Consider the following 20,046-nt stretch of genomic DNA (forward strand, 5'->3'; position numbering starts at 1 on the left):
TATGGATGTTATTATGCTGCGCCACCCGCACAGCCATAAAAAAGAAGAATTCGAACCGATGGCGCTTGCGCTTGGGTTTTTTGACGGGGTACATAAAGGGCATCAACAGGTAATCTCTGCTGCTAAAAAAACGGCGGATATGCACGGCTGGAAAAGTGCCGTGATGACGTTTGATCCTCATCCGTCTGTTGTTCTTGGCAGAAAGCATCAGCATATCCGCTATATTACTCCTCTTGAGGAAAAAAAGCGTTTGATCGCTGATCTCGGTATTGACTATTTGTTCGTGGTCCGATTTACGTCTGATTTTGCAGCCCTCGAACCACAGCAGTTTGTAGACCAGTATATCATTGGTTTAAATGTTCAGCACGTGACGGCCGGTTTTGATTATACATACGGCCGTCTTGGAAAAGGAACGATGGAAACATTACTGTTTCATTCACGCGGGGCATTTGCTTTTACATCTGTTGATAAGCTTGAATTTGGGGAGGAAAAAGTAAGTTCGACCAAAATAAGAAAGCTGCTTTCGGAAGGACTTGTACGCGATGCGTCCGATTTACTCGGCCGCCCTTACCGGATGCACGGGACGGTTATTCACGGTGATAAACGCGGCCGGAAAATGGGTTTTCCCACCGCGAATATCGAACCCGATGATGATTATTTCCTGCCGCGCACCGGTGTATACGCTGTGAAAATCCGTGTGAAAAATGAATGGCATGAAGGGGTGTGCAATGTTGGGTTCCGTCCAACATTTAAAAGTCCGGACAAGCCGGTTTTATCAATCGAAGTGCATATTTTTCGGTATACGGGGGATATTTACGGAGAAGAAGTGGAAGTGGACTGGTTTATTCGGCTGCGCGGGGAGCAAAAGTTTAGCGGTATTGAAGAGCTGGCTGCACAAATTGAACGGGATAAAAAAGCAGCTGTACATTTCTTCGACAGCAAACGTCTTGACGAAAAAGCATAAATTTCTTATAATAAGAAGTGCTTGACATTTTGAACCGCTGCTTGGCATCGCGAATCTCCAACGCATGCTCGGCTGACGGGGATGAATCAATTTAAAGGAGGAATTACAAATGGCATTAACACAAGAACGCAAAAACGAACTAATTCAGGAGTACAGAACACACGAAAGCGACACTGGGTCTCCAGAAGTTCAAATCGCTGTATTAACTGAACAAATCAACACGTTGAATGATCACTTACGTACACATAAAAAAGACCACCATTCACGTCGCGGTCTTCTAAAAATGGTCGGCCGCCGTCGTAACCTGCTTTCATACCTTCGTAACAAGGATGTAGCACGTTACCGCGAGTTGATCCAAAAGCTCGGTTTGCGCCGATAATTCACGATAAAGCGGGATTTTTCCCGCTTTTTTGTTAGGAAAAAAACGTTTTTTTAAATAAAGAGAGGTGCAACCAAATGGAGCAGGGAAAAAGAACATTTTCCATCGACTGGGCAGGACGCGAATTAACGGTTGAAATAGGACAAATCGCGAAGCAGGCCAATGGTTCAGCGCTAATTCGCTACGGCGATACGGTCGTACTTAGTTCTGCAACAGCTTCTAAGGAAGCGAAAGCAGTGGATTTCTTTCCGTTAACAGTAAACTACGAAGAGCGTCTTTATGCCGCAGGTAAAATTCCAGGCGGATTTATTAAAAGAGAAGGCCGTCCGAGTGAAAAAGCGACACTGGCAAGCCGGTTAATTGACCGCCCAATTCGTCCGCTTTTTGCCGATGGATTCCGTAATGAAGTTCAAGTGATCAGCATGGTCATGAGTGTAGACCAGGACTGCTCACCTGAAATGGCTGCAATGTTCGGTTCCTCACTGGCGCTGTCAGTATCAGATATTCCATTCGAAGGTCCAATTGCCGGGGTAAACGTCGGCCGTGTAGACGGTTCTTTCGTGATCAACCCGACAGTGGAGCAGCAGGAAAAAAGTGACATTGATTTGTCGGTCGCTGGTACTAAAGAAGCAATCAACATGGTTGAAGCGGGAGCAGACGAAGTACCAGAAGAAGTGATGCTTGAAGCGATTATGTTTGGCCACGAAGAAATCAAGCGCTTAATCGCTTTCCAGGAAGAAATTGTCGCTGCATGCGGCAAAGAAAAGCGTGAAGTTGTTCTTTATGAAAACGACAAAGTGCTGGAAGCCAAAATTCGTGCAATGTGTGAAGCGGATATGAAGCAGGCGATTCAAACACCTGAAAAGCATGCGCGCGAGGAAGCGATCACAGAAGTGAAAAATGCTGTGAAAGAAGCGCTTCTTTCGGAAGGCGAAGAAGAAGGAGTGCTGGCTGAAGCCTCTGCTATTCTGGAAAAACTCGTTAAAGAAGAAGTGCGCCGTTTGATTACCGTTGAAAAAATTCGTCCAGACGGCCGGAAGATCAACGAAATTCGTCCGCTTTCTTCCGAAACCACATTACTTCCACGTACACATGGCTCTGCTATGTTTACCCGTGGACAAACACAGGTACTGAGTGTAGCTACGCTTGGTGCTTTAGGTGATGTGCAAATTTTGGACGGTCTTGGAACGGAAGAATCAAAACGGTTTATGCACCATTACAATTTCCCTTCGTTCAGCGTAGGGGAAACACGTCCGCTTCGTGCACCGGGCCGCCGGGAAATTGGGCATGGTGCTCTTGGAGAGCGTGCTCTTTATCCAATTATCCCTGATGAAAAAGACTTCCCGTATACGATTCGCCTTGTATCAGAGGTGCTTGAATCGAACGGATCTTCATCTCAAGCGAGTATTTGTGCAAGCACAATGGCGATGATGGATGCAGGTGTACCAATTAAAGCGCCTGTAGCTGGTATTGCAATGGGTCTTGTTAAGTCTGGCGAGCATTATACAGTATTGTCTGATATTCAAGGCATGGAAGACCACCTTGGTGATATGGACTTTAAAGTAGCCGGTACAGCAAAAGGCGTGACCGCTCTTCAAATGGATATTAAAATCGACGGATTAAGCCGTGAGATTTTAGAAGAAGCGCTTCAGCAGGCAAAAGAAGGCAGAATGCATATTTTAGAGCATATGCTGTCTGTAATTGATACGCCGCGCAATGAATTGTCGGCTTACGCGCCGAAAATTGTGACCATGACCATCAACCCAGATAAAATCCGTGATGTTATTGGGCCGAGCGGCAAACAAATCAATAAAATTATTGAAGAAACTGGCGTAAAAATCGATATTGAACAAGACGGAACCGTCTTTATTTCATCGGTGAACCAGGAAGACAATGAACGGGCGAAGAAAATTATCGAAGACATTGTACGTGAAGTACAAGTCGGCGAGCTTTACATGGGAAAAGTAAAGCGTATTGAAAAATTCGGCGCTTTTGTTGAGCTGTTCAAAGGCAAAGACGGTCTTGTGCACATTTCCGAGCTTGCTGAAGAGCGGGTGGGCAAGGTAGAAGATGTATTGAAAATAGGCGATGAAATCCTTGTTAAAGTAATTGCCATTGATAATCAAGGGCGCGTAAATGTGTCTAGAAAAGCTGTTTTAAAAGAACAGCGTGAAAAAGAAGAAGCAGCTAAACAGCAGCAGTAACATTAAAGGCAGGGACTTCGTGTGAAGTCTCTGCTTTTTTTATAGCTTTTGGCAGCGAAGTATGATATTGTTATTCATTGATATTGTGATGTGGTCAACAAGATGAACAGAAACTAGGGGGATATGATTACGTTGATAAAACGATTTACATGCAAGAATGGCGTGACCATCGTAACAGAAGAAATGACCACGGTTCGGTCCGCTGCAATTGGCATATGGATTGCAACAGGATCCCGTGACGAGTCACCAGAACTAAACGGTGTATCCCATTTTCTTGAACATATGTTCTTTAAAGGAACAGATACATTAAGTGCAAAAGAAATAGCAGAAAGCTTTGACAGCATCGGCGGTCAAGTAAATGCTTTTACGTCAAAAGAATACACGTGCTACTATGCAAAGGTGCTTGATAATCATGCAGAGCACGCTTTAAATGTGCTGGCAGATATGTTTTTCCATTCTAAATTTGATACAGAAGAGCTTGAAAAAGAGCGCAATGTTATTTTAGAGGAAATTAAAATGTATGAAGACGCGCCGGACGATATCGTTCATGATTTGCTTAGCAGCGCCGCTTACGGTGACCATCCGCTTGGCCTTCCGATTTTGGGGACAGAAGAAACATTGGCAGCTTTCACACGTGACACGCTCAAAGAATACATGTACAACATGTATACACCGGATCGGGTAGTCATTTCGATCGCAGGCAATATTACAGAAGAGCTCGTGAAAAAAGCAGAAGCTCTTTTTGGAGAGTACGAAGGCGGCAAAGCGCCGGCCATGGAGGCTGTTTCCCACTTTTACCATGAGAAAAAAGCACGCTCGAAAGAAACAGAGCAAGCGCATTTATGCTTTGGATATGAAGGTGTCCCAATCGGAGACAAAGACATTTACAATTTAATCGTACTCAATAATATTATCGGTGGAAGCATGTCTAGCCGTCTTTTCCAGGAAGTTCGTGAAGAACGGGGTCTTGCGTATTCCGTGTACTCGTACCATTCTTCTTATAAAGATACGGGTCTGATCACATTTTATGGTGGAACAGGAGCCGAACAGCTGGAAGAATTATATGCGACCATTATGAAGTCCATCGACCTTGTTAAAAAGGAAGGAATTACACCAAAAGAGCTTCAAAACAGTAAAGAACAGCTTAAAGGCAGCTTAATGCTTAGCCTGGAGAGCACAAACAGCCGTATGAGCCGTAATGGAAAAAACGAGCTGCTTCTTAAGCGCCACCGTACGCTTGATGAAGTCGTCTCACTAATTGATAACGTAACAAAAGACCGGGTGGACGCACTGGCAGCAGAATTGTTTAATAAACCATTCTCAGCCGCGCTGATCAGCCCGGATGGCAAATGGCCGAAAACAGCCCAAATTTGAATCCGCTCAAAGAGTGGATTCTTTTTTTTGGAACAAAACAGAACGCACAGGGAAAAATGGCGGTTCATACAATAAAAAGAATACGCCGCAATTGGAGGAGATTTAGGTGAAAGCATTGATTTATGGCGGAGATGCCAGACAGATTGAGATGGGCCGCCTGTTAATGGAACGCGGCATCCATGTGTACATGGCTGGATTTGATCAGGCAAAGAAGGAACTCTCAGGCGCACAGGTTCTGAAACCGGAAGATGTGTCCTATCAGTTGATGGACTTGTTTATATTGCCGGTTTCGGGCGTGAAAAAAGGAGGGGTAGTGGATGCCCCGTTTTCATCAAAACCGCTTTTCATGACAAAAGAAATTGCCGAGTCTCTGTCACCCAATTGCATTATCGTAAGCGGCATTGAAACACCAGCTTTAAAAAGCATAGTAGACCGTGACATTCTGTATATTTTCGACCGGGAAGACGCAGCGGTGCTTAACTCTATTCCGACAGCTGAAGGAACCCTGATGATCGCCATGCAAAAAACGGATCATACCATTCACGGGGCCAATGTGATGGTGATCGGGCTTGGCCGCGTCGGTATTACAACGGCCCGGCTGTTCCATCAGGCCGGTGCTCATGTAACGGCAGCGGTCCGGGAAACAGGGAAGTTTGCTAGAGCAAAAGAAATGAGCCTGTATCCTTTTTATATGGAAAGCATGAAAGAAGAAATTAAACGAGCCGACATTGTGGTCAATACAGTGCCGGATATGGTTTTAACAAAAGAAATATTAGAGCAAATGAAGCCGGGCTCTCTAGTGATTGATCTCGCCTCTGAACCGGGAGGAACGGATTTCGAAGCTGCCCAAAAAGCAGGAATAGAAGCCATTCATGCTCTAGGCCTGCCGGGCAAAGTAGCGCCGAAAACAGCTGGGGAAATACTGGCTCATGTTTTATGGGATGCTGTAAAAGAATGGAAAGAAGAAAGGGGATTGTAAGAAGTGGACCTATCGTTAAAAGGGCGTCGGATTGGGTTCGGGATCACAGGATCACATTGTACATTTGAAGAAATAGTGCCGGTCGTGGCAAAGTTAAAAGAACTGGGAGCCGAGGTAGTGCCGGTGGCAACGAATACAGTGCAAAAAGAAGCAAGCCGGTTCGGTTCGGCAGGAGAGTGGCTGAAGAAAGTAGAAGAGGTAGCAGGCCAAAAAGCGATTACAACCATTCAAGATGCTGAACCGCTGGGACCAAAAAATCCAGTAGATTGCATGGTGATCGCGCCTATGACCGGAAACTCCATCAGTAAATTTGCCAACGCTGCTACAGACTCTCCCGTCTTAATGGCTGCCAAGGCTACACTGCGGAATGGAAGCCCTGTGGTGGTCGCTGTTTCAACAAACGATGCGCTTGGATTAAACAGCCAAAATATTGTGAAGCTCTTAAATATGAAAAATATTTATTTTGTTCCTTTTGGCCAGGACGATCCCATTAAAAAACCAAATTCTTTAGTGGCGTTTATGGATTTGATTCCCGCAACGGTTTCACAAGCCCTTTCCCATAAACAAATTCAGCCGCTGCTGAAAGAATATCCGTCTTCAACCGTTTAAAGAAATCACCGCTTTTTTTATTTCCCATTGATTTTCTTCTTTCCATCGTCCTTTAATGTGTTAAAATAGTGCTATTATCGGTATCAAGATACTATTTTCAACATTCATGATAATTCGACAATGTATCTTTATACAAAAAGATGAACTTTTATTACCGGAAGGGGAAGATTTGAATGAGTAACACAGGTTTTCACGTAGCCGTCGTTGGGGCGACGGGAGCGGTCGGACAGCAAATGCTAAAAACATTGGAAGAGCGCAATTTCCCGATTAAGACATTGACGCTTCTTTCATCCGCCCGTTCAGCGGGAAAAACCGTTTCTTTTAGAGGCGAAGAAGTAACAGTTCAAGAAGCAAAGCCAGAGAGCTTTGAAGGAATCGATATCGCCCTGTTTTCCGCAGGAGGCAGCGTATCAGAAGCATTGGCTCCAGAAGCGGCAAAACGCGGTGCGATCGTGATCGATAATACAAGTGCTTTCCGTATGCATCCGGATGTGCCGCTTGTCGTGCCGGAAGTCAACAAAGAAGATTTGCGTAATCATAATGGCATCATCGCCAACCCGAACTGCTCAACGATTCAAATGCTTGTAGCGCTTGAGCCGATTCGCCAGGCAGCAGGCTTGAAAAAAGTAATCGTTTCTACGTACCAGGCTGTATCTGGTGCGGGAACAAAAGCAGTTGAAGAACTTTACAGCCAGACAAAAGCGATCGTAAACAATGAATCGTTTGAGCCGAAGATTTTACCAGTCGGCAGCGACAAAAAACATTATCAAATTGCATTCAACGCTATTCCGCAAATTGATAAATTCCAAGATAACGGCTTCACATATGAAGAAATGAAAATGATTAATGAAACAAAGAAAATTATGCATATGGAAGACCTGCCGGTTGCCGCAACGTGTGTCCGCCTGCCAATTGCAACGGGCCACTCAGAATCTCTTTATTTTGAAACAGAAAAAGGCGGCTTGAGCGCAGCGGATATCCAGGCTCTGCTAAAAGACGCTCCAGGTGTTGTGCTGCAGGATAATCCTTCTGAACAGCTTTACCCAATGCCGGCAGATTGCGTAGGCAAAAATGATACTTTTGTTGGACGGATTCGTAAAGATCTTGATACAGATAACGGTTTCCATATGTGGGTTGTTTCTGATAATCTGTTAAAGGGAGCAGCTTGGAATTCTGTTCAGATTGCTGAGACGTTAATTGAAATGGGCCTTGTAACAGAAAAATAAGCCGGCTGCCACTCCTAATTGAGAAAGCCAGGTGTATAATGTGAACATCATCATTCAAAAGTTTGGCGGGACATCTGTCCGTGATGAACAGTCGCGGCTGAGCGCTCTTAGTCATGTACAGCGCGCGGTCCGTGAAGGATATAAGGTAGTTGTCGTAGTTTCTGCGATGGGGCGAAAAGGCGATCCGTATGCGACGGATACGCTTCTTTCGCTTGCAGGAAGCGGGACAGGGGTGTTGACAAAGCGGGAAACAGACCTGCTCATGTCAACCGGAGAGCTTATTTCCAGTCTTGTTTTTTCAGCGATGCTGAAAGAAAACGGGCTGTCGTCTGTTGCGCTTACGGGCGCTCAAGCCGGCTTTTTAACGGACCATAACCATACGGATGCGAAAATTGTCAAAATCGAGCCGTCAAGGCTGCTCAAAGAATTTGAAGCGTGCGACGTCGTTGTCGTAGCAGGCTTTCAAGGTGCGACAAGCACAGGTGAAATTACAACTCTTGGACGCGGCGGCAGCGATACGTCTGCAGCAGCGCTCGGTGCAGCATTGCAGGCCGATTTTATCGACATTTTTACAGATGTAAACGGAATTATGACAGCCGATCCGAGAATTGCCAAAAATGCTCGGCCATTGTCTGTTGTAACTTATACAGAAGTATGCAACATGGCTTATCAAGGTGCGAAAGTCATTCATCCGCGGGCTGTGGAAATTGCTATGCAGGCGAAGGTGCCGCTTCGTATACGGTCTACGTATTCGGAGGAAACAGGTACCCTTGTCACTTCTTCTCCGGATGAAAACCGCGGCTCTGATACACGTGACCGGCTTGTGACGGGGATTGCCCACGTAACGGGCATCACGCGCATTCGAATACAAACGACAGAGCAGGCGGAGATTTTTGCATTGATGGCGTCAGAAGGCATCAGTGTCGATTTTATCAACATTTCTGAAGACCGTGTCACGTACACGGTTGTAGACGCAGATGCGCCAAAAGCAAAGCAGCGTTTAGAAGAAAATGGATATACTCCGCTTCTCGACCCTGATTGTGCGAAAGTGTCAGTTGTAGGCGCTGGCATGACAGGCGTACCGGGAGTTACATCGAAAATTGTTTCAGCGCTCGCTGCAAAAGGTATCTCTATTATGCAGTCCGCGGACAGTCATACGACGATCTGGGTGTTAGTGAAAGAAGGCCAGATGCCGGCTGCTGTTAATGCGCTGCATGATGCATTTTTACTTGAACAAATAAATGAATAGGCTGAATTGATTGAGGAAGCCGGAATTAGGAGGCGATTGCACATGATTTCTTTCGGCCGGTTGTCGACGGCAATGGTGACGCCGTTTGACTCAAAAGGAAACATTGATTTCGAAAAAACCACACAGCTGATTGAACATTTAATCGGAACCGGAACCGATTCGCTTGTCGTAGCGGGAACAACCGGTGAATCACCAACACTTACAACTGAGGAAAAAGTGGCGCTTTTCCGCCATACCGTTAAAGTAGTCAATGGCCGTATTCCGGTCGTTGCCGGTACGGGAAGCAACAATACAAAAGCGTCCATTGAATTAACGAAAAAAGCGGAGGCAGAAGGCGTTGACGCCATTATGCTCGTGGCTCCTTATTACAATAAACCGAACCAGGAAGGGTTGTTCCAGCACTTTAAAACAGTAGCGGAATCTACTCATCTTCCCGTTATGATCTATAACATTCCGGGCCGTTCTTCTGTTTTAATTGAGCCAAAAACAACGATCCGTCTTGCCAATGAAGTACCAAATATCATGTCAACAAAAGAAGCGAGCGGCAGCCTGGATATCATCACAGAAATCGTCGCAAATACTGGAGATGATTTTCTTGTATACAGCGGTGATGACGGGCTGACACTGCCGGTTCTTTCGGTAGGAGGCACAGGAATCATTTCTGTCGCATCTCACGTGGCTGGAAAAGAAATGAAGCAAATGGTGAATGCTTATTTAAGTGGAGATGTTCAAACAGCAGCTTCCATCCATCAAACCCTTCTTCCGCTTTTCCGCGGATTGTTTGCCGCACCAAATCCGGTGCCGGTCAAAACGGCTCTTCAAATGAAAGGTCTCGATGTGGGCGGTGTTCGTCTGCCGCTTCTTCCTTTAACAGAAGAGGAGCGAACAACCCTGTCGACACTGCTTTAAAAATAAAGCTGGTTTTTGCAGAACTTCTGCAAAAACCGGCTTTTCTTATTTCCTGGCAGATAGTATTGGCTTTCATTTTCTTCATCGCTTATAATAGACGTAATGTTTGGATCGGGTCTTTTAAATGTTTAGGAGGAAATAATGTGAGCAAGAGAACAAATGAATTAATTAAGATTATCCCGCTGGGCGGAGTCGGGGAAGTCGGGAAAAATATGACAGTCGTAGAAGTGGATCAGGATATTTTCGTGATCGACACCGGCCTTATGTTTCCTGAGAATGAAATGCTTGGAATCGATATTGTCATTCCGGACATTACATACCTGGAAGAAAACAAGGAGCGAGTGAAAGGTATTTTCCTGACGCACGGTCATGAAGATGCGATCGGCTCGCTCGGGTATGTACTTAAAAAAGTACAGGCACCTGTATATGGAACCAAATTAACCCTGGCGCTTGCCAAGATGCGCCTGCGTGAAGAGAATGTAAAAGAAGACGTTAAATTTTACACGGTTCATTCCGAATCGAAGTTGCGTTTTGATCATGCGGACGTGACTTTTTTCCGGACAACACACAGCATTCCGGATTCTGTCGGTGTCGCCATCCACACATCCGAAGGCGCCATCGTACACACAGGTGAATTTAAATTTGACCAAAGTGCAAAAGGCCACTACGCACCGGATATCGGCAAAATGGCGGCGCTTGGCAAAAATGGTGTTTTCGCTTTGCTTTCTGACTCTACAGAAGCTGAACGTCCGGGTCATACAACTTCTGAGGCAGTCATTGCCTCTCAGCTTTCAGATGCGTTTCATTCAGCTGAAGGCCGGATTATCGTTTCACTTTTTGCGTCTAACTTAATTCGTATGCAGCAGGTATTTGATGCCGCTTATGAAAATGGCCGCAAGGTAGCAGTGAGCGGAAAAAGCATTCAGCGTGTAAATGATATTGCCATACGGCTTGGCTATTTGCAGGTCGAAGATGATATTTTAATCAGCTTAAATGAAATTAGCAAGCATGCTGATCATGAAGTGGTGATCCTCGCAACAGGCGTACAAGGCGAGCCAATTGAGGCGCTTCAGAAAATGGCGAAGGGAACAAACCGTCATGTGAAAATCAAAGAAGGCGATACGGTTCTGATTACTGCATCTCCATCTCCAGGCTTAGAGCTGCTGATGGCCAAAACAGTCAACCTTCTTTACCGTGCCGGCGCAAATGTGTTAACAGGCAGCCGCCGTGTGCACGTTTCCGGACACGGGTCTCAAGAAGACTTAAAGTTTATGCTCAATTTAATGAAGCCGACGTATTTCATTCCGATTCAAGGGGAATACCGTATGCTTAAAGCACACAAAAACCTGGCACTAACGACTGGCGTGCCGGAAGAAAATACGTACATCCCGGAAAAAGGCGATGTCATTGAATTTAAAAATGGAAAGATGCGTCCGGCCGGTCGTGTAACCGCCGGCAATGTCCTGATTGACGGAATTGGTGTGGGAGATGTAGGCAATATCGTTCTTCGTGACCGAAAGCTGTTGTCACAGGATGGCATTTTCACGGTTGTGATTACGTTAAGCAAAAAACAAAAAAGAATTGTTGCCGGACCGGAAATTATCTCACGCGGTTTTGTGTATGTACGCGAGTCAGAAAAGCTGATCGATGATTCCGTAAAGCTTGTGACAGGTATTGTCGAGAAAAATCTTGCGGGTGAAACATTTGAATGGTCTGGTATTAAGCAGGATATTCGTGATCAATTAAACTCATTCTTACATGAAAAAACAAAGCGGCGTCCAATGATCCTGCCGATTATCATGGAAGTATAAACGCTCATATGTTCTCATGTGTCGATCATATGATATAATGTGAAAGCAGCCGAAACCGGCTGCTTTCAACTGTTTAAAGATCATGAAAAGTAGGGTGACGACATGGCACAAAAAAAACGAAAAAAACCGGTCCGGCGCCGGACCAATAAAGAAAAAAAGCAAATAGAATCATTGAAGATCCAGGGAGCCGGCGCTCTTATCTTTGTCCTTTGCGCTGTGGGGCTGCTTGGCACCGGAGTCGCTGGAGCTATTATTAAAGGAGCGGCCGCTTTTTTCTTTGGCACGCTGTATGCGCTCGGATTGATCGGTCTATGCGGTATGGCACTTTATATGATTGTAAGGCGAAAACGGCCGCCGGTTTGGGAACGTAAAATTACGGGCAGCCTGCTGGTGGTTGCCAGTCTGCTTGTATTTCTGCATATTCGCCTGTTTGAAAATCCGGCAGAAGGTGTGAATTACACAGCTGAAACGTGGTATTTATACAAACAAAGCGTTTCAGGTGTCGGAACGATGGATATCGGTGGCGGAATGATTGGTGGAGCCTTATTTCATCTTTTTTTCTTTCTATTTGGCCGGCCGGGCACATGGATTTTTGGACTGACTTTATTTTTCGCAGGGATTGTGTTAGTAGGCGGCAAGCCGCTTGTTGAAAAATTGGTACATGGCGCCGCTCTTGCGGGCGAAAAGCTGAACGATGCCTGGCATCAAGCGAGGGAACAGTGGGCAGAGCGAAGAGAATGGAAGGAACTGGAGCAGGAGCAGGCTGAGAAAGACAAGCCGAGAGCAGCGGTAAAAGAAGCTCTACCTGAAGTAGAAAGCAAAGAAGAGCCTGTTATGTCGGAGGCCGCACCGCTTATTTCAAGCTTTGCTGAAAAAGCCTACACAGAAGAACCGGCTGCGCTGCAGAAGAAACATGAACCGGCAGCACCGCAGGAAGCAGAGCCAGCGGTTCTATCGTTTACAGAATCAGAAAACAAAGACTACAAGCTGCCGCCGGCTTCTCTTCTCCAAAAACCGCAGCAGGCAGATCAAAGCAATGAAAAAAAACATATTCAAAAAAATGCTCAAAAACTCGAAAAAACCTTTCAAAGCTTTGGTGTCAAAGCGAAAGTGACTCAGATCCATCTTGGTCCGGCTGTCACTAAATATGAAGTACAGCCGGATACCGGCGTAAAGGTAAGCAAAATTGTCGGCTTGACGGATGATTTGGCGCTGGCGCTTGCAGCAAAAGACATTCGGATGGAAGCGCCAATTCCGGGCAAATCCGCTATAGGAATTGAAGTGCCGAATGCTGAAGTGGCGATGGTCAGCTTTCGTGAAGTGATTGAAGCAAAGCAGAATGAAAAAAAGGATTCAAAACTTTTAGCAGCACTCGGGCGTGATATTACCGGTGAAGCCATTGCAGCTGAACTGAATAAAATGCCGCACTTGCTTGTTGCCGGGGCAACGGGCAGCGGAAAAAGTGTCTGCATCAACGGCATTATCACCAGTATTTTAATGCGTGCTAAGCCGCACGAAGTGAAGATGATGATGATTGATCCGAAAATGGTGGAGCTTAATGTATACAATGGCATTCCGCATTTGCTCGCCCCCGTTGTAACAGACGCGAAAAAAGCATCACAGGCATTGAAAAAAGTAGTAGGGGAAATGGAACGCCGGTACGATTTGTTTTCACACACAGGCACGCGAAATATCGAAGGCTATAATGGGCATGTAACCAAGCACAATAACGAAACGGGCGAGAAGCAGCCTCATTTGCCGTACATTGTTGTGATTGTGGACGAGCTGGCTGACTTAATGATGGTTGCTTCAAGCGACGTAGAAGATTCGATTACAAGGCTTGCTCAAATGGCCCGGGCAGCCGGCATTCATTTAATTATTGCCACGCAGCGTCCATCTGTAGATGTTATTACTGGCGTTATTAAAGCGAATATCCCCTCGCGCATCGCCTTCTCTGTTTCATCGGCAACCGATTCCCGCACCATTTTAGATATGGGCGGTGCCGAAAAACTTCTCGGGCGCGGGGATATGCTTTTTTACCCGTCTGGAGCAGTAAAGCCGATTCGGGTTCAAGGTGCCTTTTTGTCAGATGAAGAGGTAGAAGATATCGTAGATTTTGTGATTGCCCAGCAAAAAGCGCAATACCAGGAAGAAATGATTCCAGAAGATGTGCCGGAAACAGCCGGCCAGTCGGAGGATGAGCTGTATGATGACGCGGTGCAGCTGATTGCTGAAATGCAGACTGCGTCGGTGTCTATGCTGCAGCGCCGCTTTCGCATCGGCTACAGCCGGGCAGCACGTTTAATTGACGAAATGGAAATGAGAGGCGTTATTGGTCCGTACGAAGGAAGCAAACCGAGAACGGTGCTTGTTCCAAAGCCGTCTGAAGAGCATATGTAAAAAAGAACAGCCGAAGGGCTGTTCTTTTTTTAAAAAACTTTTTTACTAGCGTATGCATGTTTTTAAAAGCGGTTTCTTTGTAGTTATTACTTTGCTTGTATAATAATACGAATGGGAGAATGTTTAAGAAATTCTTTCTTTTCACTATTAAATAGTATCTTTTCAATTATCAAAAAAAATGATATGTTAAATGAAATTAGCGTAAATGTTAAACCTCAGAGGTCTGATGTCTCGTGCGAATGAAATGAAAAGGTGGTGACGATTCCGTGTCCATTAAACAGGACAACCGGCATTTATACCTTCAGGTAATTGACCGGCTGAAAAAAGATATTGAAGAAGGGATCTACAAAGAAAAAGAAAAGCTTCCTTCAGAATTTGAGCTGGCCAAACAGCTTGGCGTCAGCAGAGCCACTCTTCGGGAAGCGCTGCGCATACTCGAGGAGGAAAATGTGATTATCCGGCGTCATGGAGTAGGCACATTTGTTCATTCCAAGCCATTATTCACATCCGGCATTGAGCAGTTGATCAGTGTGACGGATATGATTGTAAATGCTGGCATGGAACCGAGTACCATTTTTCTCTCGTCTGCAGTGATGCAGGCAACTGAGGAGGATGCGCGCAGGCTGGCATGTGAGCCGGATGCGGAATTAATGGTGATTGAGCGTGTGCGGACCGCCAACGGAGTACCGGTTGTTTATTGTATTGATAAAATACCGAAAGTACTGTTTCCGGGGCAATTTGACGCAGGACAGGAATCCTTGTTTACCTTGTTTGACGAGCATGCTGCACATCCTGTTTCGCATGCTGTAGCCAACATTGAACCATATGGCTGGCATGAAAAAGTATCACCGATTCTGGATTGTGAGCCTGAAACCGCATTGCTTGCCCTAAAGCAGCTTCATTATACGGAGAATGATGTGCCGGTTTTGTACTCGGTGAATTATTTTCGGGCGGACAAGTTCAGTTTTCATGTTCTGCGCAGACGTATGTAATCCAGGCATCCACGTTAATTAAATTACTAGAGGGGGCATAAAAGAATGAAAAAACGTAATTTTGGTTTTGCAATGTCCATGGTTTTAGCAGCCGGCACAATTTTAGGTGCATGCGGCGGCGGTGAAGAAGCTGATAATAATGGCGGCGGCAACGGCGGAGGAGAATCCGATAAGTTTACGGTTGGGATGGTAACAGATGTCGGCGGTGTTGACGATAAATCCTTTAATCAATCTGCCTGGGAAGGGCTTCAAGCATTCGGTAAAGAAAACAATCTTGAAAAAGGCACGGATGGTTTTGATTACATTCAATCAAAAAGCGATGCCGATTACAAAACAAACTTGAATACTGCAGTTCGAAATGGCTTTGATTTAACGTATGGTATTGGTTATAAGTTAAAACCAGCCATTGAAGAAGTGGCAAAACAGCGGAAAAACAGCCAGTTTGCGATTGTGGATGATGTGGTAGAAGGTTTAGATAACGTGACAAGCATTACATTCAAAGAAAATGAAGGTTCATTCCTTGTTGGGGTAGTAGCAGGCCTTCAAACAAAAACAGACAAAGTCGGATTTATTGGCGGAGTTGAAAGTGAACTGATCGACAAATTTGCCGGCGGTTTTGAAGCCGGTGTCAAAGCTGTAAATCCAGACGCGGACGTTGTTATTGAATATGCCGGTGCATTTGATAAAGCGGATAAAGGCCAGCAAATGGCATCTGCTATGTACTCTTCCGGTGCTGATATCATTTACCACGCAGCAGGCGGCACAGGAAACGGCGTATTTACAGAAGCGAAAAGCTTAAAACAAAAAGATCCAAGCAAAGAAATCTGGGTCATCGGTGTTGACCGCGACCAGGCAGAAGAAGGAAAAGTAACAGCAGGCGGCAAGGAAATGAACGTAACGCTGACTTCTATGGTTAAACGTGTAGACCTTGCTGTTCAAGACGTGGCAACAAAAGCCCAAAACGGTGAATTCCCGGGCGGCGAAGTGATTGAGTATGGTCTTGAGGCAAACGGTGTAAGCATTGCGCCAACACAGGATAACTTAACAGAAGAATCAAAAGCTGCTGTAAAAGAATGGACAGATAAAATTAAAAATGGTGAAGTTGAAGTGCCAACAAAACCAAGCGGAAAATAATCCGTTTATCGGATGCCGGACTGAACGCCGGCATCCCTTTTTAAAGATGACGGGAGTATAGACAAACTATACTGCCTTGATTTTTAAAAAATTTTGCTCATAAGGTCAGACATCCTACTGGATTATAAGCGTTTTAAAAAGGAGAGTGAGAAAGATGGATTATGTAATCGAAATGCTTGGCATTCGAAAAGAATTTAACGGATTCGTGGCGAACGATAATATTACGTTGCAGCTCGCCAAAGGAGAAATTCATGCTCTTCTCGGTGAAAATGGAGCGGGAAAATCGACCTTAATGAATGTGCTTTTCGGTCTTTATCAGCCAGAAGCAGGACGCATTCGGGTAAATGGAAAGGACGTTCACATTACTGATCCGAATAAAGCGAACGATTTAGGCATTGGCATGGTGCATCAGCATTTTATGCTGGTGGACACGTTCACTGTAACGGAAAATATTGTGCTGGGCAATGAGCCGAAAAAATTCGGAACGGTAAATATGAAAAAAGCTGAACAAAAGGTGCGGGAATTGTCAGAGCAGTATGGCCTTTCGGTTGATCCGACAGCGAAAATTGCAGATATTTCAGTGGGTATGCAGCAACGTGTCGAAATCTTAAAAACACTATACCGCGGTGCGGAAATCTTAATTTTCGATGAACCAACCGCCGTCTTGACGCCGCAGGAAATCAAAGAATTGATTGGAATTATGCGTGCGCTCATTAAAGAAGGAAAATCAATTATTCTCATTACGCACAAATTAAAAGAAATTATGGAAGTATGTGACCGGGTAACGGTCATTCGAAAAGGAAAAGGAATTGGCACAGTAGACGTATCGGAAACAAACCCGAATCATTTAGCGAGCTTAATGGTGGGCCGCGATGTAACCTTTACGACTGAGAAGACGGAAGCCGCTCCAGCTCATAATGTGCTCGAGGTACGTGGACTTTCGGTAAAAGATTCGCGCGGTGTCCCAGCGGTGCGTAATTTAAACCTCGATGTGCGGGCCGGTGAAATTGTCGGTATTTGCGGTGTAGACGGCAATGGCCAAACAGAATTGATCGAAGCTATTACAGGACTTCGAAAAGCAGCTGAGGGCTCTATTCAGCTGAATGGCAAAGATATTACAGGCTTTAAGCCGCGGAAGGTGACCGAAGCCGGTGTTGGGCATATTCCGCAGGATCGGCACAAGCATGGCTTAGTGCTTGACTACCCGATTGGCACGAACATCGTCCTTCAAACGTATTATCAAAAGCCGTATTCAAAAGCGGGAATTATGAATTATAAAGAAGTATACAAAAAAGCAGCCACGCTGATCAAGGAATTTGACGTACGGACGCCGTCTGAGACAACGCTGGCACGGGCTCTTTCAGGCGGGAACCAGCAAAAAGCCATTATCGGCCGGGAAGTGGATCGTAATCCCGACCTTTTAATTGCCGCCCAGCCGACACGCGGACTTGACGTCGGAGCAATTGAATTTATTCACCGTCGTCTTATCGAACAGCGTGACAGTGGAAAAGCGGTTTTGCTTCTTTCATTTGAGCTTGATGAAATTATGAATGTATCAGACCGGATCGCGGTTATTTATGAAGGGCAGATTGTCGCCAACGTGGATCCGAAAACAACAACAGAACAGGAACTTGGCCTCCTAATGGCCGGATCAAAGAAGGGAGCGGATGAGCGTGTCTAAAAATTGGACTGTATTGGCAGTTCCGGTTATTTCCGTTCTGCTGGGCCTGCTTGCGGGGGCCATTATTATGCTGGTCAGTGGAAACGATCCGGCAGCGGGGTATGCCGCCTTATGGAACGGGGCATTCGGTGATTCGTTTTACACAGGTGAAACATTGCGCCAAATGACGCCATATGTATTTGCAGGCCTTGCCGTTGCATTCGCTTTCCGAACAGGTTTATTTAATATCGGGGTAGAAGGACAGCTTCTTGTCGGGTGGCTTGCTTCGGTGTGGGTTGGTCTGGCATTTGAGCTTCCGAAATTCATTCATCTGCCGCTCGCTATTTTGGCGGGGGCGGCTGCAGGAGCGGCCTGGGGCTTTATTCCCGGCTTCCTAAAAGCGCGCCTGCGTGTACATGAAGTTATTGTAACCATAATGATGAACTACACAGCGCTTCATGTAACAAATTATTTTATCCGTGACGTAATCAGCGATGGAGCGGATGCAACAGATCCTGTGCATGAAACAGCCAGCCTTCAATCGGAGTTTCTGCAAAGCATAACAGATTTTTCATCACTTCATAATGGAATTTATTTAGCGGTTGCGGCCGCCATTCTGATGTGGTTTATGCTGGAAAAAACAACGCTTGGCTATGAACTGCGTGCAGTTGGTTACAATCAGCATGCCTCTGAATATGCCGGTATGAGTGTAAACCGGAACATTATTTTGTCCATGGTCATTTCAGGCGCATTTGCCGGTATTGGCGGCTCCATGCAGGGGCTTGGTACATTTGGCAATATGTTTATTAACTCCGGATTTTCCGGTATCGGTTTTGACGGTATCGCCGTTGCACTTTTGGGAGGAAATACAGCGATCGGCGTTGTGCTGGCGGCTCTTTTGTTCGGTGCATTAAAAGTAGGTTCATTGAATATGCCAATCGAATCAGGCGTGCCGAATGAGCTCGTTGAAATTGTCATTGCGCTGATTATTTTCTTTGTAGCATCAAGCTATATGATTACCTGGCTTCTAGGCCGCTTTAAAAAGAAGGAGGCGAAATAAATGGATGCGTTAACGATCATTGCGTTAATCGTTTCTTCGTCCTTGTTCGCAGCTACACCGCTTATTTTCACAGCACTTGGCGGCGTATTTTCGGAAAAATCCGGCGTCGTAAACATCGGCCTGGAGGGACTGATGATTATCGGCGCATTTACAGCGATTGTTTTTAACTTAACATTTGTTGATACATTTGGCAGTGCAACACCTTGGGTTGCGCTTCTGGCGGCCATGCTTGCCGGAGGATTACTGTCGTTGCTTCATGGTTTGGCGTCTATTACGTTCCGCGCCGATCAAGTTGTCAGCGGGGTCGCCATTAACTTCCTCGCGCTCGGCCTGTCCCTGTTTCTTGTGAAACTGCTGTATGACAAAGGCCAGACAGACATGATCAAAATGAATTTTATTAAAAAAGATATTCCTTTTTTAAGTGATATCCCGATCATTGGTGATATTTTCTTTAGCGATATTGCAAGACCAACTATATTAGCTTTTGCGATCGCCATTATTTCCTGGTTTGTGCTGTACAAAACACCGTTTGGCCTGCGTCTCCGCTCTGTTGGGGAGCATCCGATGGCAGCTGACACAATGGGCGTAAATGTGGCCAAAACACGCTATATCGCCGTGTTTATTTCAGGACTTCTCGGCGGCCTTGGCGGCGCGGTGTATGCCCAGTCTATTTCACTGGATTTCAGCCACGCTACCATTACCGGCCAGGGCTTTATGGCACTTGCAGCCATGATCTTCGGAAAGTGGCATCCGCTTGGCGCGATGGGAGCGGCTATTTTCTTTGGCTTTGCTCAAAGCCTCAGTATTGTCAGCTCGAACATTCCGTTTTTGCAGGATGTTCCGGATGTCTACCTGCTGATTGCTCCATATGTGCTGACCATTTTAGCATTGGCCGGCTTTATCGGACGTGCTGATGCACCGAAAGCATCGGGTACGCCCTATGTTAAAGGCAGCAGATAAAAAAGAGTTCCGCTATATGCGGGATTCTTTTTTTTTGCTTTAGGTCATAGCCTTTTGTTTACCTTTTACATCATTCTTTAAAACAGAAGGAGAAAAGGTGATTAAAAACGCCTGCTTTTTCTCATACTGTTTTTAA

Annotated in this window: 16 protein-coding genes; all 16 read left to right on the forward strand. The window is 45.6% G+C overall.

The genetic code is table 11. The features are described 5' to 3' along the window. Position 1: 1 nt before the first annotated feature. The 16 genes from ribF to RG959_RS08120 all read left to right on the forward strand — a co-directional run bounded on the left by ribF (position 2) and on the right by RG959_RS08120 (position 19,910). Complete coding sequence (gene ribF, locus RG959_RS08045) at positions 2-964, forward strand: bifunctional riboflavin kinase/FAD synthetase (protein WP_342796648.1); 963 nt, start codon at positions 2-4, stop codon at positions 962-964. Positions 965-1,073: 109 nt separating this feature from the next. Further along, positions 1,074-1,343 carry a 30S ribosomal protein S15 gene (gene rpsO / locus RG959_RS08050; RefSeq protein ID WP_242234468.1) on the forward strand — a complete coding sequence of 90 codons (270 nt, stop codon included), beginning with the start codon at positions 1,074-1,076 and terminating at the stop codon, positions 1,341-1,343. 77 nt (positions 1,344-1,420) lie between these two features. Next, the gene (gene pnp, locus RG959_RS08055; protein ID WP_342796649.1) at positions 1,421-3,547 is read left to right on the forward strand and encodes a polyribonucleotide nucleotidyltransferase; all 2,127 of its coding nucleotides are present in this window, start codon (positions 1,421-1,423) and stop codon (positions 3,545-3,547) included. A gap of 132 nt (positions 3,548-3,679) precedes the next feature. Continuing rightward, positions 3,680-4,921, forward strand: a complete 1,242-nt coding sequence (locus RG959_RS08060; RefSeq protein ID WP_251270614.1) for a M16 family metallopeptidase — start codon at positions 3,680-3,682, stop codon at positions 4,919-4,921. 106 nt (positions 4,922-5,027) lie between these two features. Then, positions 5,028-5,900 carry a dipicolinate synthase subunit DpsA gene (dpsA, locus tag RG959_RS08065; RefSeq protein WP_342796650.1) on the forward strand — a complete coding sequence of 291 codons (873 nt, stop codon included), beginning with the start codon at positions 5,028-5,030 and terminating at the stop codon, positions 5,898-5,900. A gap of 3 nt (positions 5,901-5,903) precedes the next feature. After that, positions 5,904-6,509 (forward strand): dipicolinate synthase subunit B, encoded by a 606-nt coding sequence (locus tag RG959_RS08070; RefSeq protein ID WP_309087121.1) that lies wholly within the window; start codon positions 5,904-5,906, stop codon positions 6,507-6,509. A gap of 173 nt (positions 6,510-6,682) precedes the next feature. Next, positions 6,683-7,735, forward strand: a complete 1,053-nt coding sequence (asd, locus tag RG959_RS08075; protein WP_242234472.1) for an aspartate-semialdehyde dehydrogenase — start codon at positions 6,683-6,685, stop codon at positions 7,733-7,735. Positions 7,736-7,775: 40 nt separating this feature from the next. Then, positions 7,776-8,984: an aspartate kinase gene (gene dapG, locus RG959_RS08080; protein WP_342796651.1), complete on the forward strand. Its 1,209-nt coding sequence runs from the start codon at positions 7,776-7,778 to the stop codon at positions 8,982-8,984. A gap of 42 nt (positions 8,985-9,026) precedes the next feature. After that, the gene (gene dapA, locus RG959_RS08085) at positions 9,027-9,893 is read left to right on the forward strand and encodes a 4-hydroxy-tetrahydrodipicolinate synthase (protein ID WP_342796652.1); all 867 of its coding nucleotides are present in this window, start codon (positions 9,027-9,029) and stop codon (positions 9,891-9,893) included. Between the two features lie 143 nt (positions 9,894-10,036). Continuing rightward, entirely contained in the window at positions 10,037-11,704 is a 1,668-nt protein-coding gene (locus RG959_RS08090) for a ribonuclease J (RefSeq protein ID WP_242234475.1), read from the forward strand. A 102-nt stretch (positions 11,705-11,806) separates the two neighbouring features. Next, complete coding sequence (locus RG959_RS08095) at positions 11,807-14,104, forward strand: DNA translocase FtsK (RefSeq protein ID WP_342796653.1); 2,298 nt, start codon at positions 11,807-11,809, stop codon at positions 14,102-14,104. Positions 14,105-14,370: 266 nt separating this feature from the next. Then, a complete protein-coding gene (locus RG959_RS08100; protein ID WP_242234477.1) occupies positions 14,371-15,096 on the forward strand; it encodes a GntR family transcriptional regulator in 726 nt (241 codons plus the stop codon). 45 nt (positions 15,097-15,141) lie between these two features. Beyond that, positions 15,142-16,230: a BMP family lipoprotein gene (locus RG959_RS08105; protein ID WP_342796654.1), complete on the forward strand. Its 1,089-nt coding sequence runs from the start codon at positions 15,142-15,144 to the stop codon at positions 16,228-16,230. A 154-nt stretch (positions 16,231-16,384) separates the two neighbouring features. Next, complete coding sequence (locus RG959_RS08110) at positions 16,385-17,911, forward strand: ABC transporter ATP-binding protein (protein WP_342796655.1); 1,527 nt, start codon at positions 16,385-16,387, stop codon at positions 17,909-17,911. Next, on the forward strand, positions 17,904-18,950 hold the full coding sequence (locus RG959_RS08115; protein WP_483298854.1) for an ABC transporter permease: 1,047 nt from the start codon (positions 17,904-17,906) through the stop codon (positions 18,948-18,950). Before RG959_RS08110 ends, RG959_RS08115 begins: the two co-directional genes overlap by 8 nt. Then, on the forward strand, positions 18,951-19,910 hold the full coding sequence (locus RG959_RS08120) for an ABC transporter permease (RefSeq protein WP_342796657.1): 960 nt from the start codon (positions 18,951-18,953) through the stop codon (positions 19,908-19,910). It abuts the gene before it with no gap. Positions 19,911-20,046 lie beyond the last annotated feature (136 nt).

The organism is Domibacillus sp. 8LH (assembly GCF_038806185.1).
Classification (GTDB): domain Bacteria; phylum Bacillota; class Bacilli; order Bacillales; family Domibacillaceae; genus Domibacillus; species Domibacillus indicus_A.